The sequence below is a fragment of the Dactylosporangium sp. CS-033363 genome (genome assembly GCF_050942475.1).
In the GTDB taxonomy this organism is placed as follows: Bacteria; Actinomycetota; Actinomycetes; order Mycobacteriales; family Micromonosporaceae; genus Dactylosporangium.
In genome coordinates this window covers 4523109-4547052 of the sequence record NZ_CP192032.1, presented here as the reverse complement: position 1 = coordinate 4547052, position 23944 = coordinate 4523109, and the positions used below count along the sequence as shown (strand labels likewise).

The 23944-nt window shown below is 71.2% G+C and carries 21 protein-coding genes; 10 read left to right on the top strand and 11 right to left on the bottom strand.

What is annotated here, in order from left to right:
- Positions 1-42 precede the first annotated feature (42 nt).
- The 5 genes from ACQPZ4_RS20950 to ACQPZ4_RS20930 all read left to right on the top strand — a co-directional run bounded on the left by ACQPZ4_RS20950 (position 43) and on the right by ACQPZ4_RS20930 (position 5328).
- Positions 43-1305 carry an MFS transporter gene (locus ACQPZ4_RS20950; protein ID WP_433063676.1) on the top strand — a complete coding sequence of 421 codons (1263 nt, stop codon included), beginning with the start codon at positions 43-45 and terminating at the stop codon, positions 1303-1305.
- A gap of 14 nt (positions 1306-1319) precedes the next feature.
- Complete coding sequence (locus tag ACQPZ4_RS20945) at positions 1320-3044, top strand: glycoside hydrolase family 3 protein (protein ID WP_433063674.1); 1725 nt, start codon at positions 1320-1322, stop codon at positions 3042-3044.
- Between the two features lie 50 nt (positions 3045-3094).
- The gene (locus ACQPZ4_RS20940; RefSeq protein WP_433063672.1) at positions 3095-3388 is read left to right on the top strand and encodes a hypothetical protein; all 294 of its coding nucleotides are present in this window, start codon (positions 3095-3097) and stop codon (positions 3386-3388) included.
- Entirely contained in the window at positions 3385-3522 is a 138-nt protein-coding gene (locus ACQPZ4_RS20935) for a hypothetical protein (protein ID WP_433063669.1), read from the top strand. Before ACQPZ4_RS20940 ends, ACQPZ4_RS20935 begins: the two co-directional genes overlap by 4 nt.
- 150 nt (positions 3523-3672) lie before the next feature.
- Complete coding sequence (locus ACQPZ4_RS20930) at positions 3673-5328, top strand: cellulase family glycosylhydrolase (protein ID WP_433063667.1); 1656 nt, start codon at positions 3673-3675, stop codon at positions 5326-5328.
- A gap of 41 nt (positions 5329-5369) precedes the next feature.
- On the opposite strand, the gene ACQPZ4_RS20925 is transcribed toward ACQPZ4_RS20930, so the two are convergent.
- Both ACQPZ4_RS20925 and ACQPZ4_RS20920 read right to left on the bottom strand, forming a co-directional pair.
- Positions 5370-6839: an MFS transporter gene (locus ACQPZ4_RS20925; RefSeq protein ID WP_433063665.1), complete on the bottom strand. Its 1470-nt coding sequence runs from the start codon at positions 6837-6839 to the stop codon at positions 5370-5372.
- A 107-nt stretch (positions 6840-6946) separates the two neighbouring features.
- Positions 6947-8056: a Vms1/Ankzf1 family peptidyl-tRNA hydrolase gene (locus ACQPZ4_RS20920; protein WP_433063662.1), complete on the bottom strand. Its 1110-nt coding sequence runs from the start codon at positions 8054-8056 to the stop codon at positions 6947-6949.
- A 77-nt stretch (positions 8057-8133) separates the two neighbouring features.
- Here ACQPZ4_RS20920 and ACQPZ4_RS20915 point away from each other — a divergent pair, with 77 nt between their 5' ends.
- Positions 8134-8415 carry a hypothetical protein gene (locus ACQPZ4_RS20915; protein ID WP_433063660.1) on the top strand — a complete coding sequence of 94 codons (282 nt, stop codon included), beginning with the start codon at positions 8134-8136 and terminating at the stop codon, positions 8413-8415.
- Positions 8416-8483: 68 nt separating this feature from the next.
- Positions 8484-9629 (top strand): sialidase family protein, encoded by a 1146-nt coding sequence (locus tag ACQPZ4_RS20910; protein WP_433063657.1) that lies wholly within the window; start codon positions 8484-8486, stop codon positions 9627-9629.
- On the opposite strand, the gene ACQPZ4_RS20905 is transcribed toward ACQPZ4_RS20910, so the two are convergent.
- The 7 genes from ACQPZ4_RS20905 to ACQPZ4_RS20875 all read right to left on the bottom strand — a co-directional run bounded on the left by ACQPZ4_RS20905 (position 9601) and on the right by ACQPZ4_RS20875 (position 19290).
- Positions 9601-11358: a hypothetical protein gene (locus tag ACQPZ4_RS20905; protein ID WP_433063654.1), complete on the bottom strand. Its 1758-nt coding sequence runs from the start codon at positions 11356-11358 to the stop codon at positions 9601-9603. The genes ACQPZ4_RS20910 and ACQPZ4_RS20905 overlap by 29 nt on opposite strands.
- A gap of 33 nt (positions 11359-11391) precedes the next feature.
- Positions 11392-11907: an Rv0361 family membrane protein gene (locus tag ACQPZ4_RS20900; protein WP_433063652.1), complete on the bottom strand. Its 516-nt coding sequence runs from the start codon at positions 11905-11907 to the stop codon at positions 11392-11394.
- Between the two features lie 22 nt (positions 11908-11929).
- On the bottom strand, positions 11930-12784 hold the full coding sequence (locus tag ACQPZ4_RS20895; protein ID WP_433063649.1) for a helix-turn-helix transcriptional regulator: 855 nt from the start codon (positions 12782-12784) through the stop codon (positions 11930-11932).
- A gap of 63 nt (positions 12785-12847) precedes the next feature.
- Positions 12848-14659 carry a glycoside hydrolase family 15 protein gene (locus ACQPZ4_RS20890; RefSeq protein WP_433063646.1) on the bottom strand — a complete coding sequence of 604 codons (1812 nt, stop codon included), beginning with the start codon at positions 14657-14659 and terminating at the stop codon, positions 12848-12850.
- A gap of 35 nt (positions 14660-14694) precedes the next feature.
- Positions 14695-15708, bottom strand: a complete 1014-nt coding sequence (locus ACQPZ4_RS20885; RefSeq protein ID WP_433063644.1) for an AI-2E family transporter — start codon at positions 15706-15708, stop codon at positions 14695-14697.
- 2 nt (positions 15709-15710) lie between these two features.
- Positions 15711-16607 (bottom strand): PPK2 family polyphosphate kinase, encoded by an 897-nt coding sequence (locus ACQPZ4_RS20880; RefSeq protein ID WP_433063640.1) that lies wholly within the window; start codon positions 16605-16607, stop codon positions 15711-15713.
- Positions 16588-19290 (bottom strand): cation-translocating P-type ATPase, encoded by a 2703-nt coding sequence (locus ACQPZ4_RS20875; RefSeq protein ID WP_433063637.1) that lies wholly within the window; start codon positions 19288-19290, stop codon positions 16588-16590. Before ACQPZ4_RS20875 ends, ACQPZ4_RS20880 begins: the two co-directional genes overlap by 20 nt.
- 533 nt (positions 19291-19823) lie before the next feature.
- On the opposite strand from ACQPZ4_RS20875, the gene ACQPZ4_RS20870 reads away from it, so the two are divergent.
- On the top strand, positions 19824-20240 hold the full coding sequence (locus ACQPZ4_RS20870; protein ID WP_433063634.1) for a hypothetical protein: 417 nt from the start codon (positions 19824-19826) through the stop codon (positions 20238-20240).
- Positions 20241-20562: 322 nt separating this feature from the next.
- On the opposite strand, the gene ACQPZ4_RS20865 is transcribed toward ACQPZ4_RS20870, so the two are convergent.
- Positions 20563-21189, bottom strand: coding sequence for a hypothetical protein (locus ACQPZ4_RS20865; RefSeq protein ID WP_433063632.1), 627 nt, complete (start codon positions 21187-21189; stop codon positions 20563-20565).
- A 182-nt stretch (positions 21190-21371) separates the two neighbouring features.
- Between ACQPZ4_RS20865 and ACQPZ4_RS20860 the strand changes: the two genes are divergently transcribed.
- A complete protein-coding gene (locus ACQPZ4_RS20860) occupies positions 21372-22145 on the top strand; it encodes a hypothetical protein (protein ID WP_433063629.1) in 774 nt (257 codons plus the stop codon).
- A 222-nt stretch (positions 22146-22367) separates the two neighbouring features.
- Here the strand turns inward: ACQPZ4_RS20860 and ACQPZ4_RS20855 are convergent, their stop codons facing one another.
- Positions 22368-22856 carry a hypothetical protein gene (locus ACQPZ4_RS20855; protein WP_433063626.1) on the bottom strand — a complete coding sequence of 163 codons (489 nt, stop codon included), beginning with the start codon at positions 22854-22856 and terminating at the stop codon, positions 22368-22370.
- 595 nt (positions 22857-23451) lie between these two features.
- Here ACQPZ4_RS20855 and ACQPZ4_RS20850 point away from each other — a divergent pair.
- Entirely contained in the window at positions 23452-23871 is a 420-nt protein-coding gene (locus ACQPZ4_RS20850; protein ID WP_433063623.1) for a hypothetical protein, read from the top strand.
- The last annotated feature ends 73 nt before the right edge of the window (positions 23872-23944 follow it).

The window sequence follows — 23944 nt, the reverse complement described above, 5'->3', positions numbered from 1 at the left end:
TTTTTCCCCTCGGGGGGAAATTGTCCGCGAAGGGAGCCTCCCATGACTGCAACGGCCGTCGACGACGATGTGCGCCTTGCCGTGGCCAAGCCGCCGATGCGCGGCCCGCTGCGCCGGCTGCTGGTCTCGCTCTTCCCCGCCAACCTCAGCATCTTCGCGCTGTGGGGAGCGGTCCCCGGCATCCTGCTGCCGCTGCAGGTCGCCCGGATCAACGAGGCGGACAAGGCGGCCAACCTGGCCGTGGTGACCACGATCGGCGCGTTCGCGGCGATGCTGGCCCAGCCGCTCGCCGGGACCCTGTCCGACCGGACCCGCTCCCGCTACGGCCGGCGCGCCCAGTGGATGGTCGGCGGCGCCCTCGCCGGCGGGCTGGCGCTGCTCGGGATCGCCGCCGCGAACACCCTGGTGCAGATCGCGGTCGCGTGGACGATCGTGCAGATCGCGTACAACTTCGTCCAGGGGCCCTTGAGCGCGGTCATGCCCGACCGTGTCCCGGCCGCCCGGCGCGGCCTGTTCTCGGCCGTCACGGGCTTCGCGGTGATGGCGGGCGCGCTCGGCGGCCAGGTCGTCGGCACCGCCTTCGCCGATCACCTCGGGGGCGGCTACCTCACGTTCGCCGGGCTCGCGCTCGTCGCGATCGGCCTGCTGGTCGCGCTCAACCCGGACCGCGACAACCGCGGCGAGCCCCGGCCGGCCTTCTCCGCCGCCGGGCTCCTGCGCAGCTACTGGTTCAACCCCCGCCGGCACCCCGACCTCGGCTGGGCCTTCCTCGGCCGGCTGCTGCTGTACCTGGGCTACTTCCTGGTCACCAACTACCAGCTCTACATCCTGCAGGACTACATCGGCCTCGGCGACGACGCCGTCTCGTTCGTGCCGGTGGTCGGCGTCGCGACCCTGCTGGCCACGCTGGTGGCGACCGCGGTCAGCGGCCCGCTGTCCGACCGCGCCGCGCGCCGCAAGCCGTTCATCTACGCCGGCGCCGTCCTGTGCGCCGCCGGGCTCCTCGGCCCGTGGCTGCTGCCCACCAAGGCCGGCATGGTGCTCTTCGCGGTCGTCACCGGCCTCGGCTTCGGCCTGTTCCAGTCGGTCGACACCGCCCTGGTCAGCGAGGTGCTCCCGGCCCGGGAGGACTTCGCCAAGGACCTCGGCGTGGTCAACATCGCGGCCACCCTGCCGCAGGTCATGGCGCCCGCCGTGGCCGGCGCGGTGGTCGTCGCGGCCGGGTACAGCGCGCTGTTCCCGGCCGCCATCGCGCTCATGCTCCTCGGCGGCCTGGCCGTCGCCCCGATCAAGGCCGTCCGCTAGAAAGGCACCCGCTCATGACGTTTCCGTACCAGGACCCCGCGCTCCCCGTCGACCAGCGCGTCGAGGACCTCCTCGCCCGCCTCGACCTGGAGGACAAGGCCGGCCTCATGTTCCAGCCGATGGCCAGCGTCGGCGACCTCACGGCTCCGGGCCTGTTCGGCTCCCCGTCGACCCGGTCCCTGCTCGACCGGCGCATCAGCCACATGAACATCCTGTTCGCCGCCGGCGCCCGGGAGATCGCCGAGTGGGCGAACCGGCTGCAGGACGAGGCGCGCCGGCACCCGCTCGGCATCCCGGTCACCATCTCCACCGACCCGCGGCACCACTTCACCGACAACCCGGCGACCGCGATGCTGGCCGGGCCGTTCGCCCAGTTCCCGGAGCCGCTCGGCCTGGCCGCGCTGCGCTCGCCGGAGCTGGTCGAGCGGTTCGCGGACCTGGTGCGCCGGGAGTATCTCGCGGCCGGCATCCGGGTCGCCCTGCACCCGCAGATCGACCTGGCCACCGAGCCGCGCTGGGCCCGGCAGAGCTCCACCTTCGGCGAGGACGCCGCGCTGACGGCCGCGCTCGTCGTGGCGTACATCCGCGGCCTGCAGGGCGAGACGCTGGGCCCGGACTCGGTCGCGGCCATGGTCAAGCACTTCCCCGGCGGCGGCCCGCAGCTGGACGGCGAGGACCCGCACTTCGCCTACGGCCGCGAGCAGGTCTACCCGGGCGGCCGGTTCGACCTGCACCTGGAGCCGTTCCGGGCGGCCATCGCGGCCGGTGCGGCCCAGATGATGCCGTACTACGGGATGCCCGCCGGCACCGAGTACGAGGAGGTCGGCTTCGGCTTCAACAAGCAGATCATCACCGGCCTGCTCCGCGAGCAGCTGGGCTTCGACGGCATCGTCTGCACCGACTGGGGCATCCTGTCGAACACCTGCTGGGGCGTGGAGGACCTGACCTTCGAGCAGCGCATGCTCAAGGCCCTGGACGCGGGCGTGGACCAGTTCGGCGGCGAGTTCCGCACCGACGTCCTGGTCGGCCTGGTGAAGTCGGGCGCGGTCGGCGAGGCCCGCCTGGACGTGTCGATCCGCCGCCTGCTGCGCGAGAAGTTCCGCCTGGGCCTGTTCGACCAGCCCTACGTCGACGCGTCGCGCGCGGACGCCGTCGTCGGCGCTCCGGACGCCCTTGCTTTCGGCGTCGCTGTTCAGGCGGCTTCGTACACCTTGCTGGTGAACGCTTCGGACGGCTCCGCACGGCTGCCGCTGGCCCGCGGGCTGCGCATCTACGCGGAGGGCCTGACGGCGGACGACCTGGGCGACCGCGGCACCCTCGTCGCGACGCCGGAGGAGGCCGACGTGGCCGTCCTGCGCCTGCAGGCCCCATTCGAGCAGCGCGGCGAGGCCGGCTCGATCGAGTCGTTCTTCCGTGCCGGCTCGCTCGCGTTCCCGGCGTCCGAGGTGGAGCGCATCGCCGCGATCGGCGCGGCGGTCCCGACGATCCTCGACGTGTACCTCGACCGCCCCGCCATCCTCGCCGACGTGCTGGGCGCGGCGGCTTCGGCGACCGCGAACTTCGGCGCCGCCCCGTCGGCGTGCGTCCAGGTCCTCTTCGGCGAGGCCGCGCCGCAGGGCAAGCTGCCCTTCGACATCCCGTCCTCGATGGCGGCGGTGGAGGCGAGCCGCCCGGACGTCCCGTTCGACACTCCGGACCCGACGTTCCGCTTCGGCCACGGCCTGCGGTACACCTCCTGACACCGTTCCGGCCGATGCCGCAGTCGATCACCGTTTCCTAGGTTGGTCGGATGCGAACGACGTGGGAGTACGCCCGCCTGCAACTGACCTGTGACCCCGGCAAGAACCCGTACGAGTTCCACGGCCAGCTGGGCCTGCCGGGCACGACCTCCTGGCACGACCTGGGCATCCTGGGCAGCATCACCGCGACGCTCAACGACCTCGGCCGCGAGGGCTGGGAACTGGTCGGCACCCCGAGCGACCTCAACGCCGTCTACACCTACCAGGCGGCGAACGAGACCTACCACGACCGGGCGTACATCGTCGAACGGTGCTTCTGGTTCAAACGCCCGGCGGAGTCATGAACCCCGCCGGGCACGTCCCGGGCATGCACATCCCGGGCACCACGGTCCCGATCGCCGCGGTGGTGGCCCAGCAACAGGACGAGGCCGACCGCAAACGCCGCCGGGCGCGGCTCCTCCTGCTGCTGAGCAAATAGCCGCGGTTGGGCTGATCCTGGTCGTGGCCGCCGCGCCGGCGATGGCGCTCTACCGCTGACCGGAAAGTTTCAGGTCAAAAGCCAAGGTCGGGAGCGTGGGCGGCGACCATCCATTGACGGCGGGCGTGTTCGCGGCGCCACGATGCGGGCATGACAGCAAGAGCGAGAAGGGCCGTCGGCGGGGCCGTCGCGCTGGTCGCCGCCGCGGCCACCGTGATTGTCGCCGTCACGCTCAATGCCGGGACCGCGTCGGCGGGGACCGGGACCGGGTATCTGCACACCAACGGTAACAAGATTGTCGACTCGACCGGGGCCACCGTAAGGCTCACCGGCATCAACTGGTTCGGCATGGAGACCGACAACCACACCTTCCATGGGCTGTGGGCGGGGAAGCCGGCCAGCTGGACGCAGCAGATCGACCACATGGCGCAGCTCGGGTTCAACACGATCCGGGTGCCATACACAGGGGACTCGCTGCGCTCCGGGGCGACCGCCACGAGTATCAACACCGACACCAACCCGGATCTCGTCGGGCTGTCGCCGTTGCAGATTCTCGACAAGGTGGTCAACTACGCCGGGGGCAAGGGGATGCGCATCATCCTCGACCGGCACCGGCCGACCGCTTCGGGACAGACCGCGCTCTGGTACACCGCGTCGGCCAGCGAGGCCAGCGAGATCGCGGACTGGAAGAGCCTCGCGTCGCGGTACGCGAACAACCCGACGGTGATCGGCGCCGACCTGTTCAACGAGCCGCACGCCGAGGGCAACGAGCCCAACGGGACCGGGTCCTGCTGGGGCTGCGGCGACTCGGCCAAGGACTGGCGGCTCGCGGCCGAGCGGATCGGCAACGCGATCCTCGGGACGAACTCCAACTGGCTGATCTTCGTCGAGGGCGTGAGCTGCGACGGCAACGGCGGCTCGCCGAACCCGTACGACAACGTGCCCGACGATCCGATGGCGTGCGACTGGTGGGGTGGCAACCTGTCGAAGGCGGGCACCTACCCGGTGCGCCTCAACGTGGCCAACCGGCTCGTGTACTCCGCGCACGACTACGGCATCTCGGTGTACGACCGGCAGCCGTGGTTCAACGACCCGAACTTCCCGAACAACCTGCCCGACGTCTGGGACCACTTCTGGGGCTACCTGTACAAGCAGAACATCGCCCCGGTGCTCGTCGGTGAGTTCGGCAGCACGCTGCAGAACCCGCTGGACACGCAGTGGCTGAACAAGCTGATGGCGTACATGGGTCAGGGCACCAACGGCATCTCGTTCACCTACTGGTCCTGGAACCCGGACTCGGGCGACACCGGCGGCATCGTCGGCGACGACTGGAACACCGTCAACCAGACCAAGATGAACATCATCGGCCCGTACCTGAACCCGCCCGTCGGTGGCGGCGGCCCGACCTCGCAGCCGCCGGTCAGCTCCCGCCCGCCGACCAGTTCGCAGCCGCCGCGCAGCTCGCAGCCGCCGACCAGCAGCTCCCCGCCGCCGGCCACCGGGGCCTGCTCCGCGACGTACTCGGTCACCAGCCAGTGGCCCGGCTCGCCGGGCGGGTTCCAGGGCGCGGTGACGGTGAAGGCCGGCACGTCGGCCATCTCCAAGTGGACGGTCAAGTGGACGTTCGCGAACGGCCAGACGATCACCCAGCTGTGGAACGGCACGCTGAGCACGTCGGGTTCCGCGGTGACGGTGACGAACGCCGCCTACAACGGCACGATCCCGGCCAACGGCTCGACCGACTTCGGCTTCACCGGTACGTGGAGCGGCACCAACGCCGCGCCCACGCTCACCTGCACCGCGTAACGCACGAGGGGGTCCGGCCGCGCCGGGCCCCCTCGCACCACTCAGGTCAGCGAACGCTCCGCATCCGCCGGTAGGTCCTCGACGCCGACGCGCACGGCCTGCTCGTGGCGGCGCTTGGCCGAGGGCAGGATCAGCGCGGCGACGATGCCGATCACGGCCACCCCGGTGCAGAGCCAGAAGCCCTCGGTGAACGCCGAGTCGGTCGGCAGCCCCCGCGCGGTCGTGTTCGAGGCGATCACGGCCGCGATCACCGCGGTACCGATGCTGGATCCGATGGTCCTGGCGATCGCGTTGACGCTCGCCGCCTCGCCCGTGTGGGTCGCGGGGACGCTCTCGATGATGGCGTTGGACATCGCGGCGAACGCGAGGCCGATGCCGGCGCCGGTGAACAGGCCGGAGACCAGGATCTGCCAGATCTCGCCATGGCCCACCGCGGGCAGGGCGAAGGCCGCGGTCACCGCGATCGCGCCGAGGGTCATCGGCACCTTCGGGCCGAAGCGCCGGTCGAGCAGCCCGGCGAGGGGGCCGAACACGAGCATCATGAGCACGGTCGGGAGCAGGAACAGGCCCGCCTCGGAGACCGACTTGCCGAAGCCGTAGCCGGTCGCGGCCGGGAGCTCCAGCAGCGTGGGCACGAGCACGAACGTGCCGAACATGGCGAAGCCGAAGATGAGCGCGACGAGGTTGGTCGCCCACACCCCGCGCAGGGCCATCAGCCGCATGTCGACCAGCGGCTCGCGGACCTTCAGCTCGACCACCACGAACACGGCGAGCAGCACGACCCCGCCGAGCAGCAGGCCGAGGGTCGACGCGCTGGTCCAGCCCCACTCGCGGCCCTTGGAGATGGCCAGCAGCAGCGACACCAGGGACACCGACAGGATCGCGGCGCCGAGCACGTCGAGGCGGCCGGGCGCGCGGACCGGCGACTCGGGCACGCCGAAGAACACGCCGAGCAGCGCGATCCCCACGACCACCAGCGGCAGCCAGAACAGCCAGTGCCAGGACAGGTGGTCGACGATCGGGCCGGCGGCCACGATGCCGACGCCGGCGCCGATGCCGAAGATGGCCGAGAGCAGCCCGACGGTGACGCCGACGCGCTCGCGCGGCAGCTCGTCGCGGACGATGCCGATCGACAGCGGCATGATCGCGCCGGCCGCGCCCTGCAGCGCCCGGGCCACGATCAGGGTGGCCAGGTTCGGGGCGAGGGCGGCCAGGAGGGTACCCGCGGCCAGGATCAGCAGCACCACCAGCATCACGCGGCGCTTGCCCACCATGTCGCCGAGGCGGCCCAGGATCGGCGTCAGGACCGAGGCCGACAGCAGGTACGCCGTGAGAATCCAGCTGATGTCGCCCGTCGACGCGTGCAGGTCCTGCGCGATGATCGGCAGCGCGGGTGCGACGAGCGACTGCAGCACCGCGAACGCCAGGCCGCCCAGCGACAGGAACAGCACCACGAGCGTGCTGTTGGAGTGCCGGCCGGTGCGTACCGACTCCGTGACGGTAGTGGTCACGAGTACCTCTCATAATGTAAACGACTGTTGACTTTGACCGTAGACGGAGATCCACGGCCAAGTCAACAGCGGTTTACATCACACCCGAGCACCGAACGAGCGAGCCGTCAGCGCCGGCGGGTCCCCGCATCGGCGTACCGCAGGAGCGCCCCAACACCCCCTTCGACCGGCACCTCGTCCGCCGTCGCGAACACCAGGTCGGCGTCCGAGCAGGCGATCGCCCGTACAAGTGCCGCATCGGCCCGAACGCGGCGGGTGTCGCGCACGCCCATCGCCTGCAGCTCGGCCCGGTCGAACGAGAGCTGGGAGGGCTCCGGCCCGATCCACAGCTCCTCGTTCGAGGTCGGATCGTCCACGAGCACCACCGTGCTCACCTGCTCGCGCTGCAACGCGGTGACGACCGCCGGCAACCCGTCCCCCGCGGCGGCACCTCGCCCCCGCTGGCTCTGGTAGCGGTCGAGGACGTCCCGCACGCGATCAGCGGCGAGATCCGCGATCGCCTGCACCGTGGCGTCCTCGAGGACCGCCTCGCCGGTGGTGCCGCTGGTCTCCACGACCCGCTCCCGCCAGTGCTCCGGCAGCTGCGCGATGAGCATCGGCCGGGCCTGCGGATCGCCGGCCACCAGCACGATCTCGGCCCCGCAGCGCTCGGCGGCGTCGGCGACCGCCGCGGCCACCGTCCCGGCGTTGCGCTCCCACGTCACCTGGGCCGCCCGCTGGTACCGCGGCTGCGCCCACCCACCCGGCTTGACCCGGTGCAGCGGCCACTGCTCGGCCCCCTCCACGTGCTCGGCGTGCACGAGCTGGGCGGCGTCCACGGCCTCGAGGTCGCCGCCGGTGCGGTCGACGAGCACCCGCACGTACGGGATCGACGCCCCCATCTGCGCGAGCAGCGGCATGGCGTGCGGCAGCGGGCCGTACGCGGCGATGTCCCGGCGCGGCGGCGCGGGCAGCACCCGCAGCAGCGCCACCTCGCCGCCGGTGGCGAAGGCGGCCAGGCCGTAGAGCCCGTCCTCCTCCGTGTGCCCGAGCAGCGCGCGCTCGAGCGCGTCGAGGTTCTCCGGCTCGCACAGGGCCTTCTCGAGGGTCGTGCGGGCCGCCCGCCAGCGCCGCTCCACGGTGCCGGCGGGGTCTTCGTTGTTGCGCGTCCCGTCGAGGTAGACCGACGCCCACGGCCCGGGACGCCCGTACAACGGGCGCAGGAAGGAGACGTTCATGACTCGCACCTACCCCGTGTGCGGCGAAAGAACCGTTTCGCGCGTTAGGCGGCTTGCGCCCCGGGTAAGCACTCCTTATGTCACCTGAGGAACGGGCCGACCGCGAGGCCGACGAGGAGGCCGCCGCCGAGACCTGGCGCAACGGCGGGCCGACGGCGAGCGGCGGCATCCGCACCACGACCGGCTCCAGCGCGGGGCCGGGCGGTGCCGGACGCGCCCCGCACCGGGCCCCCAACCCGGGCGCCGCCCCGACGACCACCGGGGACGCGACGACCGGCGGCATGCGCTCCCCCGCCTCGGGCTCAACCAGCGACGCCAGCGGCCCGGCCGCCGAGACGGGCGACTTCGCCGACGAATAGACCGCACTCACCGTTGACATGGAACGATATTCCAAATACGAATATCGAGCATGTTCACCATGCGACGGATGGCCGCAGTCCTGGCCTCCGTGGCGGTCGCAGTGGGACTCCTCGCGTCCCCGGCCGCCGCGGTCAGCCAGTTGCACAAGCTCTACCAGGAGCCCGGCGACTTCGAGGCCCGGTTCCCCGACATCGTGAAGCTCGACGACGGCCGGTTGATGGCCGTCTGGTACCGCGCGACGGGCCACACCGGCCCCGACGGCACGGTCCAGCTCTCCTTCGGCGCCCAGAGCGGCACGGACTGGGATGCGCCGCACCCGGCGCTCGCCCACCCCGCCACCATGGCGAACAAGGACATGCGCGACCCGAAGCTCGGCAAGATGCAGGACGGCAGCGTGGTGCTGACGTTCTTCGTGCCGGGTGACGGGGTGTACTACTCGGTCTGGAAGCCGGGCTGGACCACCTTCACCGACCCGGTGAAGCTGCCGGTCCCCGCCCAGATCACGGGTGGCGCGCTCGCCGAGCACGGCGGCGTGCTCGCCCTCGCCGACCAGGGCGGCCAGACCAGCCAGGTGCTGATCCCGGTCTACAACAGCGCCGGCGCGTGGTTCATCCGGGCCACCTGGCGCCCGGTCTCCGACCCGCGGCTGCTGGTCGCCGACGCGTTCCCGCTCGCCACGAACGCCGCGGCCGGCAACGGGTTCACCGACACCTACACCGAGCCGAGTTTCGTCCAGGTCGCCGGTACGGTCATCGCCGTGGTCCGGCACGAGCAGAACAACGGCACCGTCTCCAACGGCCGGCCGGTCAAGGTCATGAAGTGGAACCCGTACACGTTCACCGGCACGGGCAGCTACTACGACGTGCAGGCGCTGGACAACGTGTGGGCGAGCTCCCATCACCTGGCCAAGGTGTCCGGCCCGAACGGCGACCGGGTGCTGTTCACGTTCGGCGACAAGGGGGTGGCGCTGCGCCCGACCTACGGCGTGCTCATCCAGAACCCGCTCGCGCTGTGGCCGACGTCGCCGAAGAAGGTGCTCATCTACAACTCCGGCACGTCGGACCAGGCCAACCCGTCGAGCGTCGAGACGTCCGGTGGCAACTACCTGACGCTGGCATACAACGCGAAGCCCAAGAGCACCACCGAGGGCAACGGCATGTCGCCCAACGGCGGCTCGCTCTGGGTCATGCAGAGCTCCGCGTCCGAATACTGAGCACCTGCCACCCCGCGCGGCGCGGCGGGTCGTCGCGCGGCTCGGTCGGGTACTGCCAGCCCTGATTCGTCCCGAAGAACAGGTGCTCGTCCCCGACCGGGAGGATGCCCCGGATTCCCCAGTTGCACGCGTTGTTGAACCCGGTGGTCGTCAGCGGCCGGGCGGGACTGTCGGCGTCGTCGAAGACCCACACCTGCCCGGCCGTGCGGCGGTCGCGGAACACCAGGCGCGAGGCCAGCTCCCGCCACACCGCGGTCTCCACGGCCGGCACGGGCCGCCCCAGCACCTGGGTGAGCACGCCGGTCTCCGGGTTCAGCGTGATGTCCCGCAGCACCTTCTCCGTGTTGAACGTCCCGACGTACAGCTTGCCCCGGAACACGCCCGCGCCCCAGCCGACGTAGTCGTTGAACCGGGTGCCGAAGCCGCCCCCGCCGAACTTCGGGTCCTGGTGCAGCAGGTTGTCGCGCTGCGCCCACTCCCCCGTGTCCGGCTCGAAGCACCAGTACCGCCGCTCGCCGTAGAGGAGCTCGACCTGCTGGTTCAGGGCGCCCGGGTCCTTGATCCGGTACACCACACCGCCCGGCGAGCTGCGCAGGTACGCCAGCGCCAGCTCCGGCACCGTCCCGCGCGGGATCTGCGGGTACGCCGCGAGGTGGTGGGTGAGCGCGGGCGCGACCGACGGGATGCCGAACGTGGCGTACACCCAGCCCTCGTAGGAGGTGACCGCGAAGGACACCATCGCGTCGGCGGTCAGCGGGTCCGGGAACAGCTGGGCCGCGCTGAACACCAGCCGCCAGCCGTGCACGGACTTCGGGCCGAGCTCGTGCAGCGGCGGGCTGAGGTAGACCCCGGCCGGCTCGGTGCTGCCGGTGGCCCGCCAGGTGCCCGTGACGATCCGGTTCTCGTGGACGGTGAAGTAGCTCGGCTGGTTCCCGAGCCGCCCGACCTCCTCGAAGCGGAAGGGGTGTTTCGCGGTACCGCTGAAGCGCTGCACGCTCCCGCCCGCCCCTCCGGCGAGCCCGACGCCGAAGTAGAGCTGCCCGCCGGCAACGACGAAGTTCTTGATGTTGTCCCAGTCCTCGAAGCGCCGCCAGCCCAGGAACGTCCCGTCGACGTGATAGGCCAGCAGCACCACGGTGCCGCCCGCCTGCGCGCCCGCCGTGAGGCTGGTCTCGATCCCGCCGAGCAGCACCACGTCGCCGATCGAGCCGGCCGCCCGCACCCCGGCCAGCCGCGCGAAGCCGGGACACTCGTCCTCGGTCGGCGTCCGCTCCACGGTCGTGCCGCTGCCGATGTCGTACTGCCAGATCTGCGCCGCCACCGCATCCCCCGCGACCCCCTCGGCGGGGCCGACTCCCTGCGCGGCGTTGTAGGACTCGGCGAACTCGCAGGTGACGTTGCCCGGGTCGTCCCAGGGCCGGACCGGCACCCCGAGCCCGGCCCCGGCGAACTCGGTCGCCAGGGTGGCCATCCCGCCGCCGGTGGCGTTGGACGCGGTCCCCCACCACAGGTGCCGCTGGGCCTCGTCGGCGGTGAACGCCCACACGTACCCCTGCGTGGTCTGCGGGCGTCCCCCGTCCGGGGCGCTCCCGCCGTCCTCGATCGGGCGGGTGGGCCGGCCCATCCCGAACCACCACCGGTCCGGCCGGGCCTGCGCGGCGACCGTCACCCCCTGGCGGCGGTCCTCGCCGGGCACGGGCGGCCGCAGGCCGAGCATCGTGGCAAGCATGCGGCCGGATCTACCCGGCGGGGTGGCGTCGAATCAGTCGGCGAACGAGCAGATCTTCCACTCCTGGTGCTCCTTGACCAGGGCCAGGCTGAGGTTGCTGGTCTTGGTCTGGGTGCCGATCGTCTTCACGGTGTACTCCGTGGTGACCGTCGCGGTGTCGCCGGTGATCTTCTCGCCGGTCACGTGCCAGTCGACGAGCGAGTCGTTGTCCGCGTCACCGTCGCCGGCGACCTGGTTGCGCAGCTTGTCGGCCTCGGTCTGGCACAGCATGCCGGCGATCTTCAGCCGGTCGGGGTGGTCCTTGCGGGCCTCGTCGATGTAGGCCGAGACCACCTCGCTGGGCGAGTCGGTGAACACCTTCTGGAACGCGAAGTACCCGCCGACGACGAGCACGATGACCGCGAGCAGCGCCCCGATCGCGATGAGGGCGCCCTTCAGGCCCTTCTGCGTGCTGCCGGTGTTCGGCGGCTCCGTCGACCACGGAACAGGCGGATATGGCTGCTGTCCGTAGGGCTGCTGCGGATCGGTTGGTCCCCCCGGGTACGTCACGCGGCAAATGCTATACGCGGACTCAGCCCGCCGCCGCGTCCGCGAGGAGGGCCAGCCGCAGCTTGATCTCGTCCTCCGAGTCCGGTGCCGCGGTCAGGATGACGATCTTCCGGTCGGCGTCGCCCTCGGTCACCACGTCGCAGTCCAGCTCGATCGGGCCGATCGACGGGTGGTGGATGACCTTGTGGTCCTCGCGGTGCGCGCCGACCGCACCCTCCGCCCACAGCGCCGCGAACCGCTCGTTGCCCTCCTCCAGGGTCCGGATCAGCCGCAGCAGGCGCCGGCTGTGCGGGAACCGTCCGGTGGCCTGGCGCAGGTCGGACACGATCGCCGCGGCCACGGCGTCGGGCCGGCTCGAGCGCACCTCGCGGTCGCTCAGGGCCGGCGTCTCGCCGTTGACCGGGAAGGTGGCGCGGGCGAAGTTGCGCCGCTCGGCCGGGGCCGCCGACGGGTCCCCGAGCAGCGCCGCCCAGCAGCGGTTCCACCAGATCAGCTGCCAGTCGGCGGCGAACAGCGCCACCGCGGTGTCGCCGAGCCGGTTCAGCACCCGGTGCAGGCCCGGCGTGATGTGGTCCGAGATCTCGCCCTCCGCGGGCGGGGCCAGGCCCGACAGGCGGTACAGGTGATCCCGCTCGCCGTCGCCGAGCTGCAGTGCCCGGGCCAGCGCGGCCACCACCTGCGGCGACGGGGTGGTCGAGCGGCCCTGTTCGAGGCGCACCACGTAGTCGACCGACAGCCCGGCGAGCTGGGCCAGCTCCTCGCGGCGCAGGCCCGGCGCGCGGCGGACCCGGCCGCTGGGCAGCCCGACCGCGGCCGGGGTGAGCCGGTCCCGCCAGGCCCGCAGGGTGGCGCCGAGCTCGGCCGGGGAATCGTGCATGGGATCATTCTTCCCCGGCCGGGGCCGCTCAGGGTGGTACCGGCATTCCCAGTCAGCCGGCGGTCAGCCCAGGGCCGCGTCCAGCCGGATCGCCGCGTTGATCAGGCCGAGGTGGGAGAACGCCTGCGGGAAGTTGCCCAGCTGCTCCCCCGTCGGGCCGATCTCCTCGGCGTAGAGGCCGACGTGGTTGCTGTAGGTGAGCATCTTCTCGAACGTGAGCTGGGCCTCGTCGACCCGGCCGGAGCGGGTGAGCGCGTCGACGTACCAGAAGGTGCACATCGAGAAGGTGCCCTCCGCGCCGGCGAGGCCGTCCGGGGACTTGAGGGGGTCGTAGCGGTACACGAGGCTGTCCGAAACGAGATGCTGGTCGATCGCGCGCAGGGTCGAGCGCCAGCGCGGGTCGTCCGGGCTGATGAAGCCCACGATCGGCATGTAGAGCAGGGCCGCGTCCACGACGTCGGTGTCGTAGTGCTGGGTGAAGGTCTGCGCGGCCTCGTTCCAGCCGCGGGTCATCACCTGCTCGTAGACCTGGTCGCGGGACGCCGTCCAGCAGGCGATGTCGGCGGGCAGGCCGAGCTCGCGGGCCACCCGGATGGCGCGGTCGAAGGCGACCCAGCACATGACCCGCCCGTACGTGTTGTCGTGCCGGCCCGAGCGGGACTCCCAGATCCCGTCGTCGGGCTGGTCCCAGGTGCTGCACAGCCGGTCGACACCCTCGGCGAGGCGGACCCAGCCCTCGTACGCCGGGCGCAGGCCGGCCTTGTGGCCGCGGTACACGGCGTCCATGGCCTCGCCGTAGATGTCGAGCTGCAGCTGTCCGTTGGCGTCGTTGCCGATGCGCACGGGGCTGGAGTCGCGGTAGCCGCGCAGGTGCGCCAGGTCGCACTCGGGCAGGTCCGTGGTGCCGTCGACGCGGTACATGATCCGCTGCTGGCCGGAGATGATCCGGGTGCGCATCCAGTTGAGGAACGCCTCGGCCTCGTCGCAGTAGCCCAGGCCCAGCAGCGCGTGCACGGACAGCGACCCGTCGCGGATCCAGGTGTAGCGGTAGTCCCAGTTGCGCTCGCCGCCGACGAGCTCCGGCAGCCCGGCGGTGGCGGCCGCGATCGGCGCACCGGTCGGGGCGTGGGTGAGCAGCTTCAACGTGATGGCCGAGCGCTCGACCTGTTCCCGCCAGCGTCCGGTGTACTGCGACTGCCCGGCCCACGTGCGCCAGTAGTCGCGCGTCTGGTGGTACAACCGCCACATCTCGTGCATCGAAATGGCATGCGGTTCCCCGGGTTCCCCGGTGGTGAGCACGACCCCGCCCACCGCCCCCTCGACCGCGTCGACCACGAGCCGGACACCGCCGCCGACCCGCTCGAACGGGCCCTGCAGGTCGCCGCCCACGGGATGCAGGGTCAGCGCCTGGCCGTGTCCGCCGTCGCCGCTGGTGAACACGGCGCCCGGGCCGCGCAGGTCGACGGTGGTCTCGGCCCGCCCGTAGTCGAAGGCGGGCCGGCAGTCGAAGACGAACCGGCCGTGGCCGCGCACCACGCGCATCATCCGCACGATGCGGTGCCGGTCGGTCTGCTCGTCCCCGGCGATCGGCATGAAGTCGATCACCTCGCCGACGCCCTCGGGGGTCATCGAGCGCGTGATGAGCATGGCGGTGCCCGGCAGGTACAGCTGCCGCGTGACGGCGTCGCCGCGCTCCGAGCGCAGCCGGCACTCCCCGCCCCGCTCGGGGTCGAGCAGCGCGGCGAAGACGCTCGGCGAGTCGAAGCGCGGCGAGCAGAACCAGTCGATGGTCCCGTCCTGCGCGACGAGCGCGGCGGTCTGCAGGTCGCCGATGAGGCCGTGGCACTCGATCGGGGAGGCGTTCCGGTCATCCATACCCCCGAACGTGACCCCGCGGGGTGACCGCGCCATCACCCGTTCGGGGTCGCCGTCACCGTGGTGCCCGTGCCGTGCGCGCGCCGGGCGACCCACCACGATCGGGCGATGGCGGCCAGCGGCGGGGCGAGGAACACGCCGCACAGCCCGCCGACGGCCGCGCCGACCACGGTCGCGGCGAGGACCACGACCGGGTGCAGGTTGAGCGCGCGGCCGAAGACGAGCGGGCGCAGGATGCCCTCGAGCACGTTCTGGGTGATCAGCACGATCACCACCATCCACACGGCCGTGTCGACCCCGCCCGAGCCCAGCGCCAGCAGGATCGCGAAGATGGCCGAGACCCAGGCGCCGAGGTACGGCACGAACGCCGACACGAAGGTGACGACGGCGATCGTGAGCAGGAACGGCACCCCGAGCACGGCCGCGCCGAACGTGATGACGGCGGCGTCCATGGCCGCGACGACCGCGGTGCCGACCATGTACCGCCGCAGCTGCACCGCCGCCCGCGGGAAGTCCATCCAGCCCGGCACGTGCGGCTCCACCGCGGCGACCACGCGGGGGCCGTCGCGCAGGAGGTAGTACAGCAGGTACGCGCCGATCAGCAGCCCGATCGCGACCTCGCCGGCGACGATCACGCCGTGCGAGACCGCGGACCCGGCCCCGAGCAGCGCGGTGCGCCACACCTCCGAGTGCAGCACCGTCTGCACCGGGTCGGCGCCCAGCGTCGCGCGCAGCTTCTTGCCGGCCGCGACGAGGGCGGGCCGCCAGTCGGCCGCCTGCAGCATGACCACCCACAGCAGCAGCGCGGCGACGGCGGCCAGGCCGAGCGGCACCATGAGGGCACCCAGCAGCGACGCCGGGCCGGCCTTGAGGCCGAGGCGGCGCAGCCGGGCCACGAGCGGCTGGACGGTGACCGCGATGACCACCATGAGCAGCAGCGGCATGAGCAGCGGGACCAGCACGCCGGCGGCGAACGCGGCGAGGGCCGCCCCGCCGATGACGCCCGCCACCGACCAGCCGGCCCGCCCGAGCCGCTGCAGGCCGCGCATGCTCAGCCCTTCTCCAGCGCGCCGCGGAACTGCCGCAGCTCCCGGCGGCCCTTGCGGTCCAGGGTCGGGTACTGCGGGTCGATGCCGATGAGCGTGTCGGCGATGACGGCCGCCGCGGCGATGCGGGCGAACCACTTGTGGTCGGCCGGGATGACGTACCAGGGCGCGTGCTCGGTGCTGGTGTGGGCGAGCATGTCGGCGTACGCGCGCTGGTAGTCGGCCCAGTGCTGGCGCTCGGCGAGGTCGGAGGCGGAGAACTTCCAGTTCTTGGCCGGCTCGTCGATCCGCGACAGCAGCCGCTTGCGCTGCTCGTCCTTGCTGACGTTGAGGAACAGCTTCACGATGTGGAAGCCGTCCTCGGTCAGGTGCCGCTCCCACTCGTTGATGGCCTTGAACCGGCGCTGCCACAGCTCCTTCCCGCGCGGTACGGCCGGCACGTGCTCGTCGTCGAGCAGGTGCGGGTGCACCCGGACGACGAGCACCTCCTCGTAGTGCGAGCGGTTGAAGATGGCGATCTCGCCGCGGGCGGGGAGGTGGCTGCCGTACCGCCACAGGAAGTCGTGCGCCCGCTCCTCGGCGCTGGGCACCTTGAAGCTGTGCACCCGCACGCCCTGCGGGTTGACCCCGCTCATCACGTGCCGGATGGTGCCGTCCTTGCCGGCCGCGTCGAGGGCCTGCAGCACCACGAGGACCCCGCGGGTGCTCTGCGCGGCCAGCCGCGCCTGGTGGTCGGCGAGCAGCGCCACCCCGCGCTGCAGCAGGTCCTCGCCGTCGCGGTGGCGGTCCAGCCCGGCGGTGTACCCCGGATCGTGGTCGCGCCGCAGCCGCACGCGCTCCCCCGGTTCGATACGCAGCGGGGCGATCAGCTCCGCGATGCGGTCAGGCTGTGGCTCGGCCATCGCGCGCTCCCTTCCGGCGCCGGTGCGCCTTCTGCAGTTCGGTGACGAGCAGGACCGGGGCCGCCGCCACGGCACAGATGGCCCACTGGCCCAGGTCGAGTTGGACGGTGTGCAGGAGCCGCTGCAGGATGCCGAGCTCGGTGGCCAGGATGATCGCGAGCAGCGAGATGCCGCTGGTGATGACGAACCGGCGATCGTCGAACGTGTCGAGGCTGAACACCGAGCGGGTGGCGCTGCGGACGGTGGCTGAGAGGTACAAGCTGAGCAGGGAAAATGTCGTGAGGCCCATGGTGCGGGCGGTGTCGAGGTCGTGGCGGGCGTCCGACCAGGCGATCACCGCGAGCGTGATCGCGCCGATGACCACGCCGAGCACGCCCAGCCAGGCGAGGGTCCGCCCGGCCAGCAGCGGCTCGTCGGCGGCGCGCGGCGGCCGGTCCATGAGGTCCGGCTCGGGGCGGCCGTAGCCGAGCCCGATCGACTGCGACAGGTGCACGGAGAAGTTGACCCACAGCGACTGCAGCGGCAGCAGCGGCACTCCCGCCGCCACGCCGAAGATTCCCGCGCCGAGGAACGTGACGATGAAGCCGATGAGCACGCCCATCTGGAAGTAGACGTACCGCTTCAGGTTCGCGTACAGCGCCCGCCCGATGGCCACGGCCTTGACGATGGTCGCGAAGTCGTCGTCGGTGAGGATCATCGCCGCGGCTTCCTTGGACACATCGGTGCCCGTGATGCCCATCGCGATGCCGATGTCGGCCCGCTTCAGCGCCGGCGCGTCGTTGACCCCGTCCCCGGTCATGGCCACGATGTGGCCGCGCCGGCGGAGGATCTCGACCAGCCGCACCTTGTGCTCGGGCGTGACCCGGGCGATCACCCCGATGTCGTCGACCTCGCGCAGCGCCTGCTCGTCGTCCATGGCCGCGAACTCGGCCCCGGTGATCGCCCGCCCGGTGATGCCGAGCTGCTTGGCGATGGCCCCCGCGGTGACCGCGTGATCGCCGGTGATCATGCGCACCTGGATCCCGGCCTTGTGCGCGGTGGCGATCGCGTCCTTGGCCTGCGGCCGCGGCGGATCGACGATGCCGGCGAGGGCGAGCAGCGTCAGCCCGTCCAGCTCCGCCAGCAGATCGCCCTTCGGATCGAAGGTGGCGGGGTCGTAGTCCCGCCGCGCGGTCGCCATGACCCGCAGCCCCTGCCCGGCCATCCGCTCGTTCTCGGCCAGGTACCGCGCGCGCTTGTCGTCGTCGAGCTCACCCCGCGCGAGGAGCTGATCGGGCGCCCCCTTGACGAAGCAGCGCACCACGTCACGGCCGGACTCGTCGGTCATCCGGTGATAGGTCGCCATCAGCTTGTACGCGGCGTCGAACGGAATCTCGGCCACGCGCGGATACCGCTGCCGGGTCGCCGCCACGTCGAGGTGCCCCTTCTCGGCCAGCACCACGAGCGCACCCTCGGTCGGGTCACCGACGAGCCGCCCATCGGTCACCACCGCATCGCCGGCAAGGGCCATGGGCAGAAGAAAAGGCTCCAGTGGTACGTCGGGATCGCCCGCCACCCGCTTGATGTCACCCTCGGACGAGTAGCCCGAGCCGGTCACCGTGTACCGCCGCCCCGGAATCGCCAGCTCGGCCACGGTCATCTGATTGAGTGTCAGCGTCCCGGTCTTGTCGGAGTTGATGGCCGACGTGGACCCGAGCGTCTCGGTCGACCGCAGCCGCTTCACGATCGCGTTGGACCGGGCGAGCAGCTGCGTGCCGAGCGACAGAATGGTGGTGACGACGGCCGGCAACCCGGTCGGAATGGCCGAGATGGCAAACGCGATCGCGGCCGTGAACACGACCTGGAACGTGTTGCCCCGGGCCAGGCTCAGCACGACCGACAGCAGCAGCGCGATGCCGGCGACGAGCAGGATCTGGTTGGTGAGCCGGCTCAGCTGCCGGGTGAGCGGAGTGGGCGCCTCCTTGCCGGTGGCGAGCATCCCCGAGATCCGCCCGACCTCGGTGTCCATGCCGGTCGCGGTGACCAGCAGCTCCCCGCTCCCCCGGGTGACGTTCGTGTGCATGTACGCCATGTCGGTCCGGTCCCCGAGCGCGGCGTTGTCGGCCGCGACGGCCCCGGCATCCTTCCCGGCCGGCACACTCTCCCCGGTCAGCGCCGACTCGTCGACCTCGAGCCGCGCGCTGCGCACCAGCCGCCCGTCGGCGGGCACCCGGTCCCCGGCCTCGACGAGCACCACGTCCCCGGGCACCAGTTCCTCGGCCGCAACTTCAGCCGTCGTCTCGTTTCTTCTGACCCGCGCCTTGGTGATCATCGCCTGCTGCAGCGCACTGACGGCGGCCGCCGCCTTGCCCTCCTGCCGCAGCCCGAGGACGGCGTTGAGCAGGGTGAGCGCGATGAGGAGGAGCCCGGTACCGTACTGCTTGAGCGGATAGATGCTCCCGATGCCGGCGACAAGCAGCACGATCTGCATGAGGTCGGCGTACTGGCGCAGAAAGGCCTTGAACCGCGGCTCCCGGCGCGCCTCGGCGAACCGGTTGGGCCCGTACTGCGCCCTCCGCCTGTCGACCTCATCCGCGGCCAGCCCTTGCTGCGCCTCGACGTGCTCGGCGGCTAGCGCCTCGGCCACGGAGAGTGCATGGAACGGCGGAGCTTCCTGCCTCTCCGGCAACGTGGACGTACCCATCGAGGGGAGCTACCCGGACGAGACTGTTTCTCCCAAAAGAGGCGGGGGAGCTTCGCTCCACCCACGCCCCCTCAAGACCGCACCGGGTCCGACTCGCGGCGAGGAGCAGCCATCGCGCACGACCTCCGCGTCGCCCTCGCCCTCAGCGGCAGCGCCGTCCCGGACTGCCGCCGAACTGCGGGACCGGGCCATGCCGCCCGGCATCATGGCCCTCGGCGCCGTCCTTCACGCTCACCTACGACCGTGACACCGCCAAGAACGCTGGCCGCAGCGGCTGCCGGCCTGACCCGAGACCGATCCGATCGTCATCGCCGATGCAGCGCCGGCACCCGGCGCTAAACCGGTCCTCGAGCCAGGTTGCAGAACCTCTCCCGATTGACACGGCACCTACCCTGGCGCTGCTCCCACCATCCAGCGTGGGAGCGCCAAGGCGCCGACGAAGCCAAGGTGGTGGGCACGGTGACGGTCGTCCTTCAACTCTTCTCGACGCTGGTCGGCGTAATCGTCGGTGGTGTGGCTACGCGGTGAAACGCGTGGCCTACCTGGCAACCGGCCTGGCGGCGGCCCGCGGATTCCAACATCTGACGCCACCGCTGCCAGCGGAGGAGTTCCTGCCAGAACTCAACGCGGCCATCGCAGAGCGCACCGCCCGCTGGGAATCGGTCCTGCTCCTGGGCGACCCCCAGACGATCCTGGCCGCGAGGACGTGGCATCAGTGCCTCTGGGAACTGGAGCACTTTGCGCGCGGCGAACTCAATGATCGCGACGAGTTCCGCTTGGCATGGCGCGAATTCGAGCAGTCTCGGCATCAGTTCTACCAGGCGGCACGGGCCGGCCTCGGCGTCCCGGGCGAGCTCCCTGACGTGACCTGGACGCCGCCATGGCGGGCGAGGGTCGGCCTAAGTCACCAGGTCGGGCGCGACACCGATGGCACTGACACCGGGGTGTGAGGTCGTTCATGATCGCGGATCGGCGTCCGCGCAGATGGGGAATCCACGATGGACCGCCGGGGATAGCCGTGGCCATCTGCGCGCAGGCGTCCGAGAAGGCGGGCCGGCCCCGCGCCGGCGCTGCAGCGCGCCACTCCGGTGCTCAGTTCGCCTCGGGCCCAGAGTCCGGACCGATGTAGATCTCGCTCCCGTCGCAACGCCAGGCTCTCATCCGGGAACCGCCGCTGGGCTGGTGCACAACGATCTCGCCCGCCTCCCGGTGGACCGCATCATCGTCCGCCCCGTCGGTCCACTCGACGGTGTGCAGCATTGAAATATCCGGCTACTTGTTCTTGTCGACCTCGATCTCGCCCCAGGCCTGGGGCAGCAGCTTCTCCGCGTCCGCCGCGGCGCTGAAGAAGAAGTAGATGATGCCGGAGTCATACTGGTCGGACCACAGGCACAGCGTGGTCGGCGTCGCCGCGCTGGACGCGTCCGCGCACCGCGCCGCGCCGCGCTTCGCTCCCGTGTCGACGGGCCGGAAGGTGTACCGGCTGAAGCCCTGCGTCGCCACCTGCTCCACGAACGCGGCGGGGTCGGTGACGTCGGACGTCGCCGCGGCGAAGAGAATCACGTTCTTCTTGCCGGTCGTACCGTAGGCGCCGGAGACCTTGGTCGCGCTCGGCCCGGCGTCCCAGGCATTGCCGACCTTGGCACCCTGCTCCTTGATGCCGGCCTCGGTGGCGGGCGCCCGCCCGAGCAACGTCTTCGGCTGCACCACGGTGTAGGCGATCACGTTCGTCGCGGCCGGCGTGGCCACCGGCGTCGCCGCCACCGTCGGGGACGCGGCCGCCGTCGTCGCCGGAACTGAGGCCGGGGCCGAAGCCGCCGCGGACGGGGCCGCCGGCTCGTCGCTGCAACCCGCCAACGCGATCATGCCGACCGCCAGTACTCCCACCATCGCTCGCACGGCGGGGAAATTATCATGATCATTGGCCGGCCCGCCACTGGCCGAACGACCCACTGCTTCCGCTTGCAGCAGACCGATTCAGCCGACGCTCGCGGCGGCGCCGATGCTGCTGTCCGCGCCCCTCACACGGATACCGATCGAGCTCCGGCGCAGCGGGACAAGCCCGGCTAGAGTGCCGCGTCATGGGCTGGTACGGCACGATCCTGATCGGCAGGCCAGGCGAAGAGCGTCTCCCGGCGTACCCGGGGGTGCGGCAGGCATTCGGGTCGCAGTTCCGTGTGCTGCATGACCTGGATGAGGGCTGGCAGCGCGTCGACGTGTACCCGTTCTACCGTGAGCGGCCGCGGTTCACCGCCGGCGTTCAGCAGCTCGCGGCCGCGACCGACGCCCCGGCGTTGGCCGCGTACGTCGCCGAGAGCTCGTGCGCCCACGTCGAAGCACGTACCCCGAAGGGCGCGGCCATCTCCATCCACCTGCCCAATCGCCACGATGCATGCTCCTACCGGCATCGGGAGGGCCAGCCAGGACCGCTCGTTCCCCGCCTCGCCGTCGAGGCGTTCGAGGCCTGGGCAGACGAGGCCGGGCGGTCACCGGACCCGGCGACACTTGCCGCCGTCGTCGGCGGCGACTGGGACGAGAGTCCCTTCATGGAGGATCGCGTGCTCGCGTTGATCGCCGCGCTCGGCTTCCCGCCCGGCCGGGAGATCCCGCCGCTGATCGACCCGGACGACGAGGCTTTCGCAGCGTACCGCCGGCTCGCTTTCCTGGCCGATGTCCGCGCGGCCACCCGGATCTCAATCGTCGAGCACGGCGAGACGCCCGGCGCCGAATGGGACCTCTCCCCGCGCGAGCATGACAGCCTGCGGTTCAGCGAGATCCTCGAGGCGTCGATGTACGGCGGAGCGCGGAGCCGTGCGCAGCTGCTCGCGGAGTGCGAGCGGCTGGCGGCGCGGTGAACGACCGAACCGTACTGAGTCCTCTGGTCCTTCGGCATGCCCCTCGACGTCTTCTTTGCGGAGGCGCTCGCTCTTCCCGGCTGGGCCTGGGCGCTGACCGGCGTTGTGGCTCCTGAACACCTCGCGATCGAGCTGAATCAGTTCTGAACGCACGCCGTCGGCTCAACTGCGCACGGCCGTGTGACCGATGGCGAGCTTGCTGCATCCTGCGCCCGGGCGGGCTCAGTAATGGGCGGGAACCTGCGTCACCTGATGTCCCAGGATGTTGCCGACGGCGGCAAGCTCCTCGTCGCTGAGATCCCAGGCATGCCGAGTCCAGTTCATTGCACTCACCTCGAACCGTGCGAATCCAACCGGCCCGTCGAAGCGCAACTCAGGCAATGTGAGCGCGGCTCCGCAGCACGGCACCGAGACGCCCAGCTCGTCGATGGTCGGCTCACCGATCCTTCGCCCACCGTTCCTCGCGATCAGCAGATCCCAGAACCAGTCCACCCCGATCGAGGCGGCGCACCGCGGGCAGACGACGTCCTCCAGGTACTCCCCGCTGTCGATCAGCGTGGTGCGCTCGTAGAACACCGGCTTGACCGACTCGACGTGATCGCCCGGCCCGGCGAACAGCGCAGCGACGTAGTCCGCTGCTCGGGCGGCTGCCTCTTCCGTCGGCTGCCACTGCGGATCCATCGGGATCACCCGGATGTAGAGCTCGCTCATCGCAGGCCACCCTCGTCATGAGTTCGTAGAGGTTCATGCCAGGATCCCTCACGCGGTCGCGTGCTTCGTCGCGGTGGTTACGACCACCGTGCGCATTCGGCGGCGAGGCGTGGGGCGCGCACCCATTCCTCGCCCGGGGCATCGGTTCGTTCGAGACCGAGGAACCCGATCAGGCGGAGCAGTTCGGCTCGGATGTAGAACTGGCCGCTCGGGTCGACGTAGCCGAATTGGCCCAGATCCGGGCGAGCGCCATGATGGCCTCGGCCTCAGTCGTGCCCGTACACCTAGGATCCTGGCGTGTGGTTCGTGGAGCGGTCGCGCGTGGATTCTCCGTTCAGCAAGCTGGTGTTCCACGTGCCGGAGACGACGGTGCTCGGCTGGTTTCAGCGCGCTTGGCGCCACGAGGATCCGGAAGCGCTGCTCGTCGCCGAGATCGGTGGCGGCCCCTACGGTTTCGACTCAATATTCGAGGCGATCGAGGAGCACGATCTGCCCTGCCCACAGACCCTGGACGAGCTGCGCGAGGTCCTGGAGGAGCACCTCTGGGTCGAGTCCGACGATCCGATCCAACAGTACGAACCTGGACCGGCGGGGAGTGACCGTCTTCCCCGGTGTCGCCCTGCCCGGGCTCGCCGACCACCTGCGCGGTATCGGCGACCCGGTGGCCCGGGAACACTTCGACGCCGACCTGTTGCGCGCTCTCGTCGGACCGGACGACGACGGCATCGGTCCTGCCATGGACCGCTACGTTGCCCTCGAATCCTATGACCTGTCGGTCGTCGGAAGGTGGACCGCGCCCAGCCACGAGCAGATTCTGCAACGGAAACTGCCGGAGCCACCACCGGAGGCCCGCGTCGCGGTGGGCGAGCGTCTCGCGCAAGGCGCCCGCTACATCGACGACTTCTTCGGCTACGAGCAGCTGTTCCTGTTCGACACGCAGTGGGCGGCCGCCCACCCCGACCTCGCGCTGTCCCTGCTTCGCTACGCCACGCACTGGGATCCGTTTGCGCCGTGACGGCTCCTCGAGCAGTTCGCCGACCCCGCCGGCAACGCGTCGTCAACCACACCCACGCCCGCGTTCGCGGCAT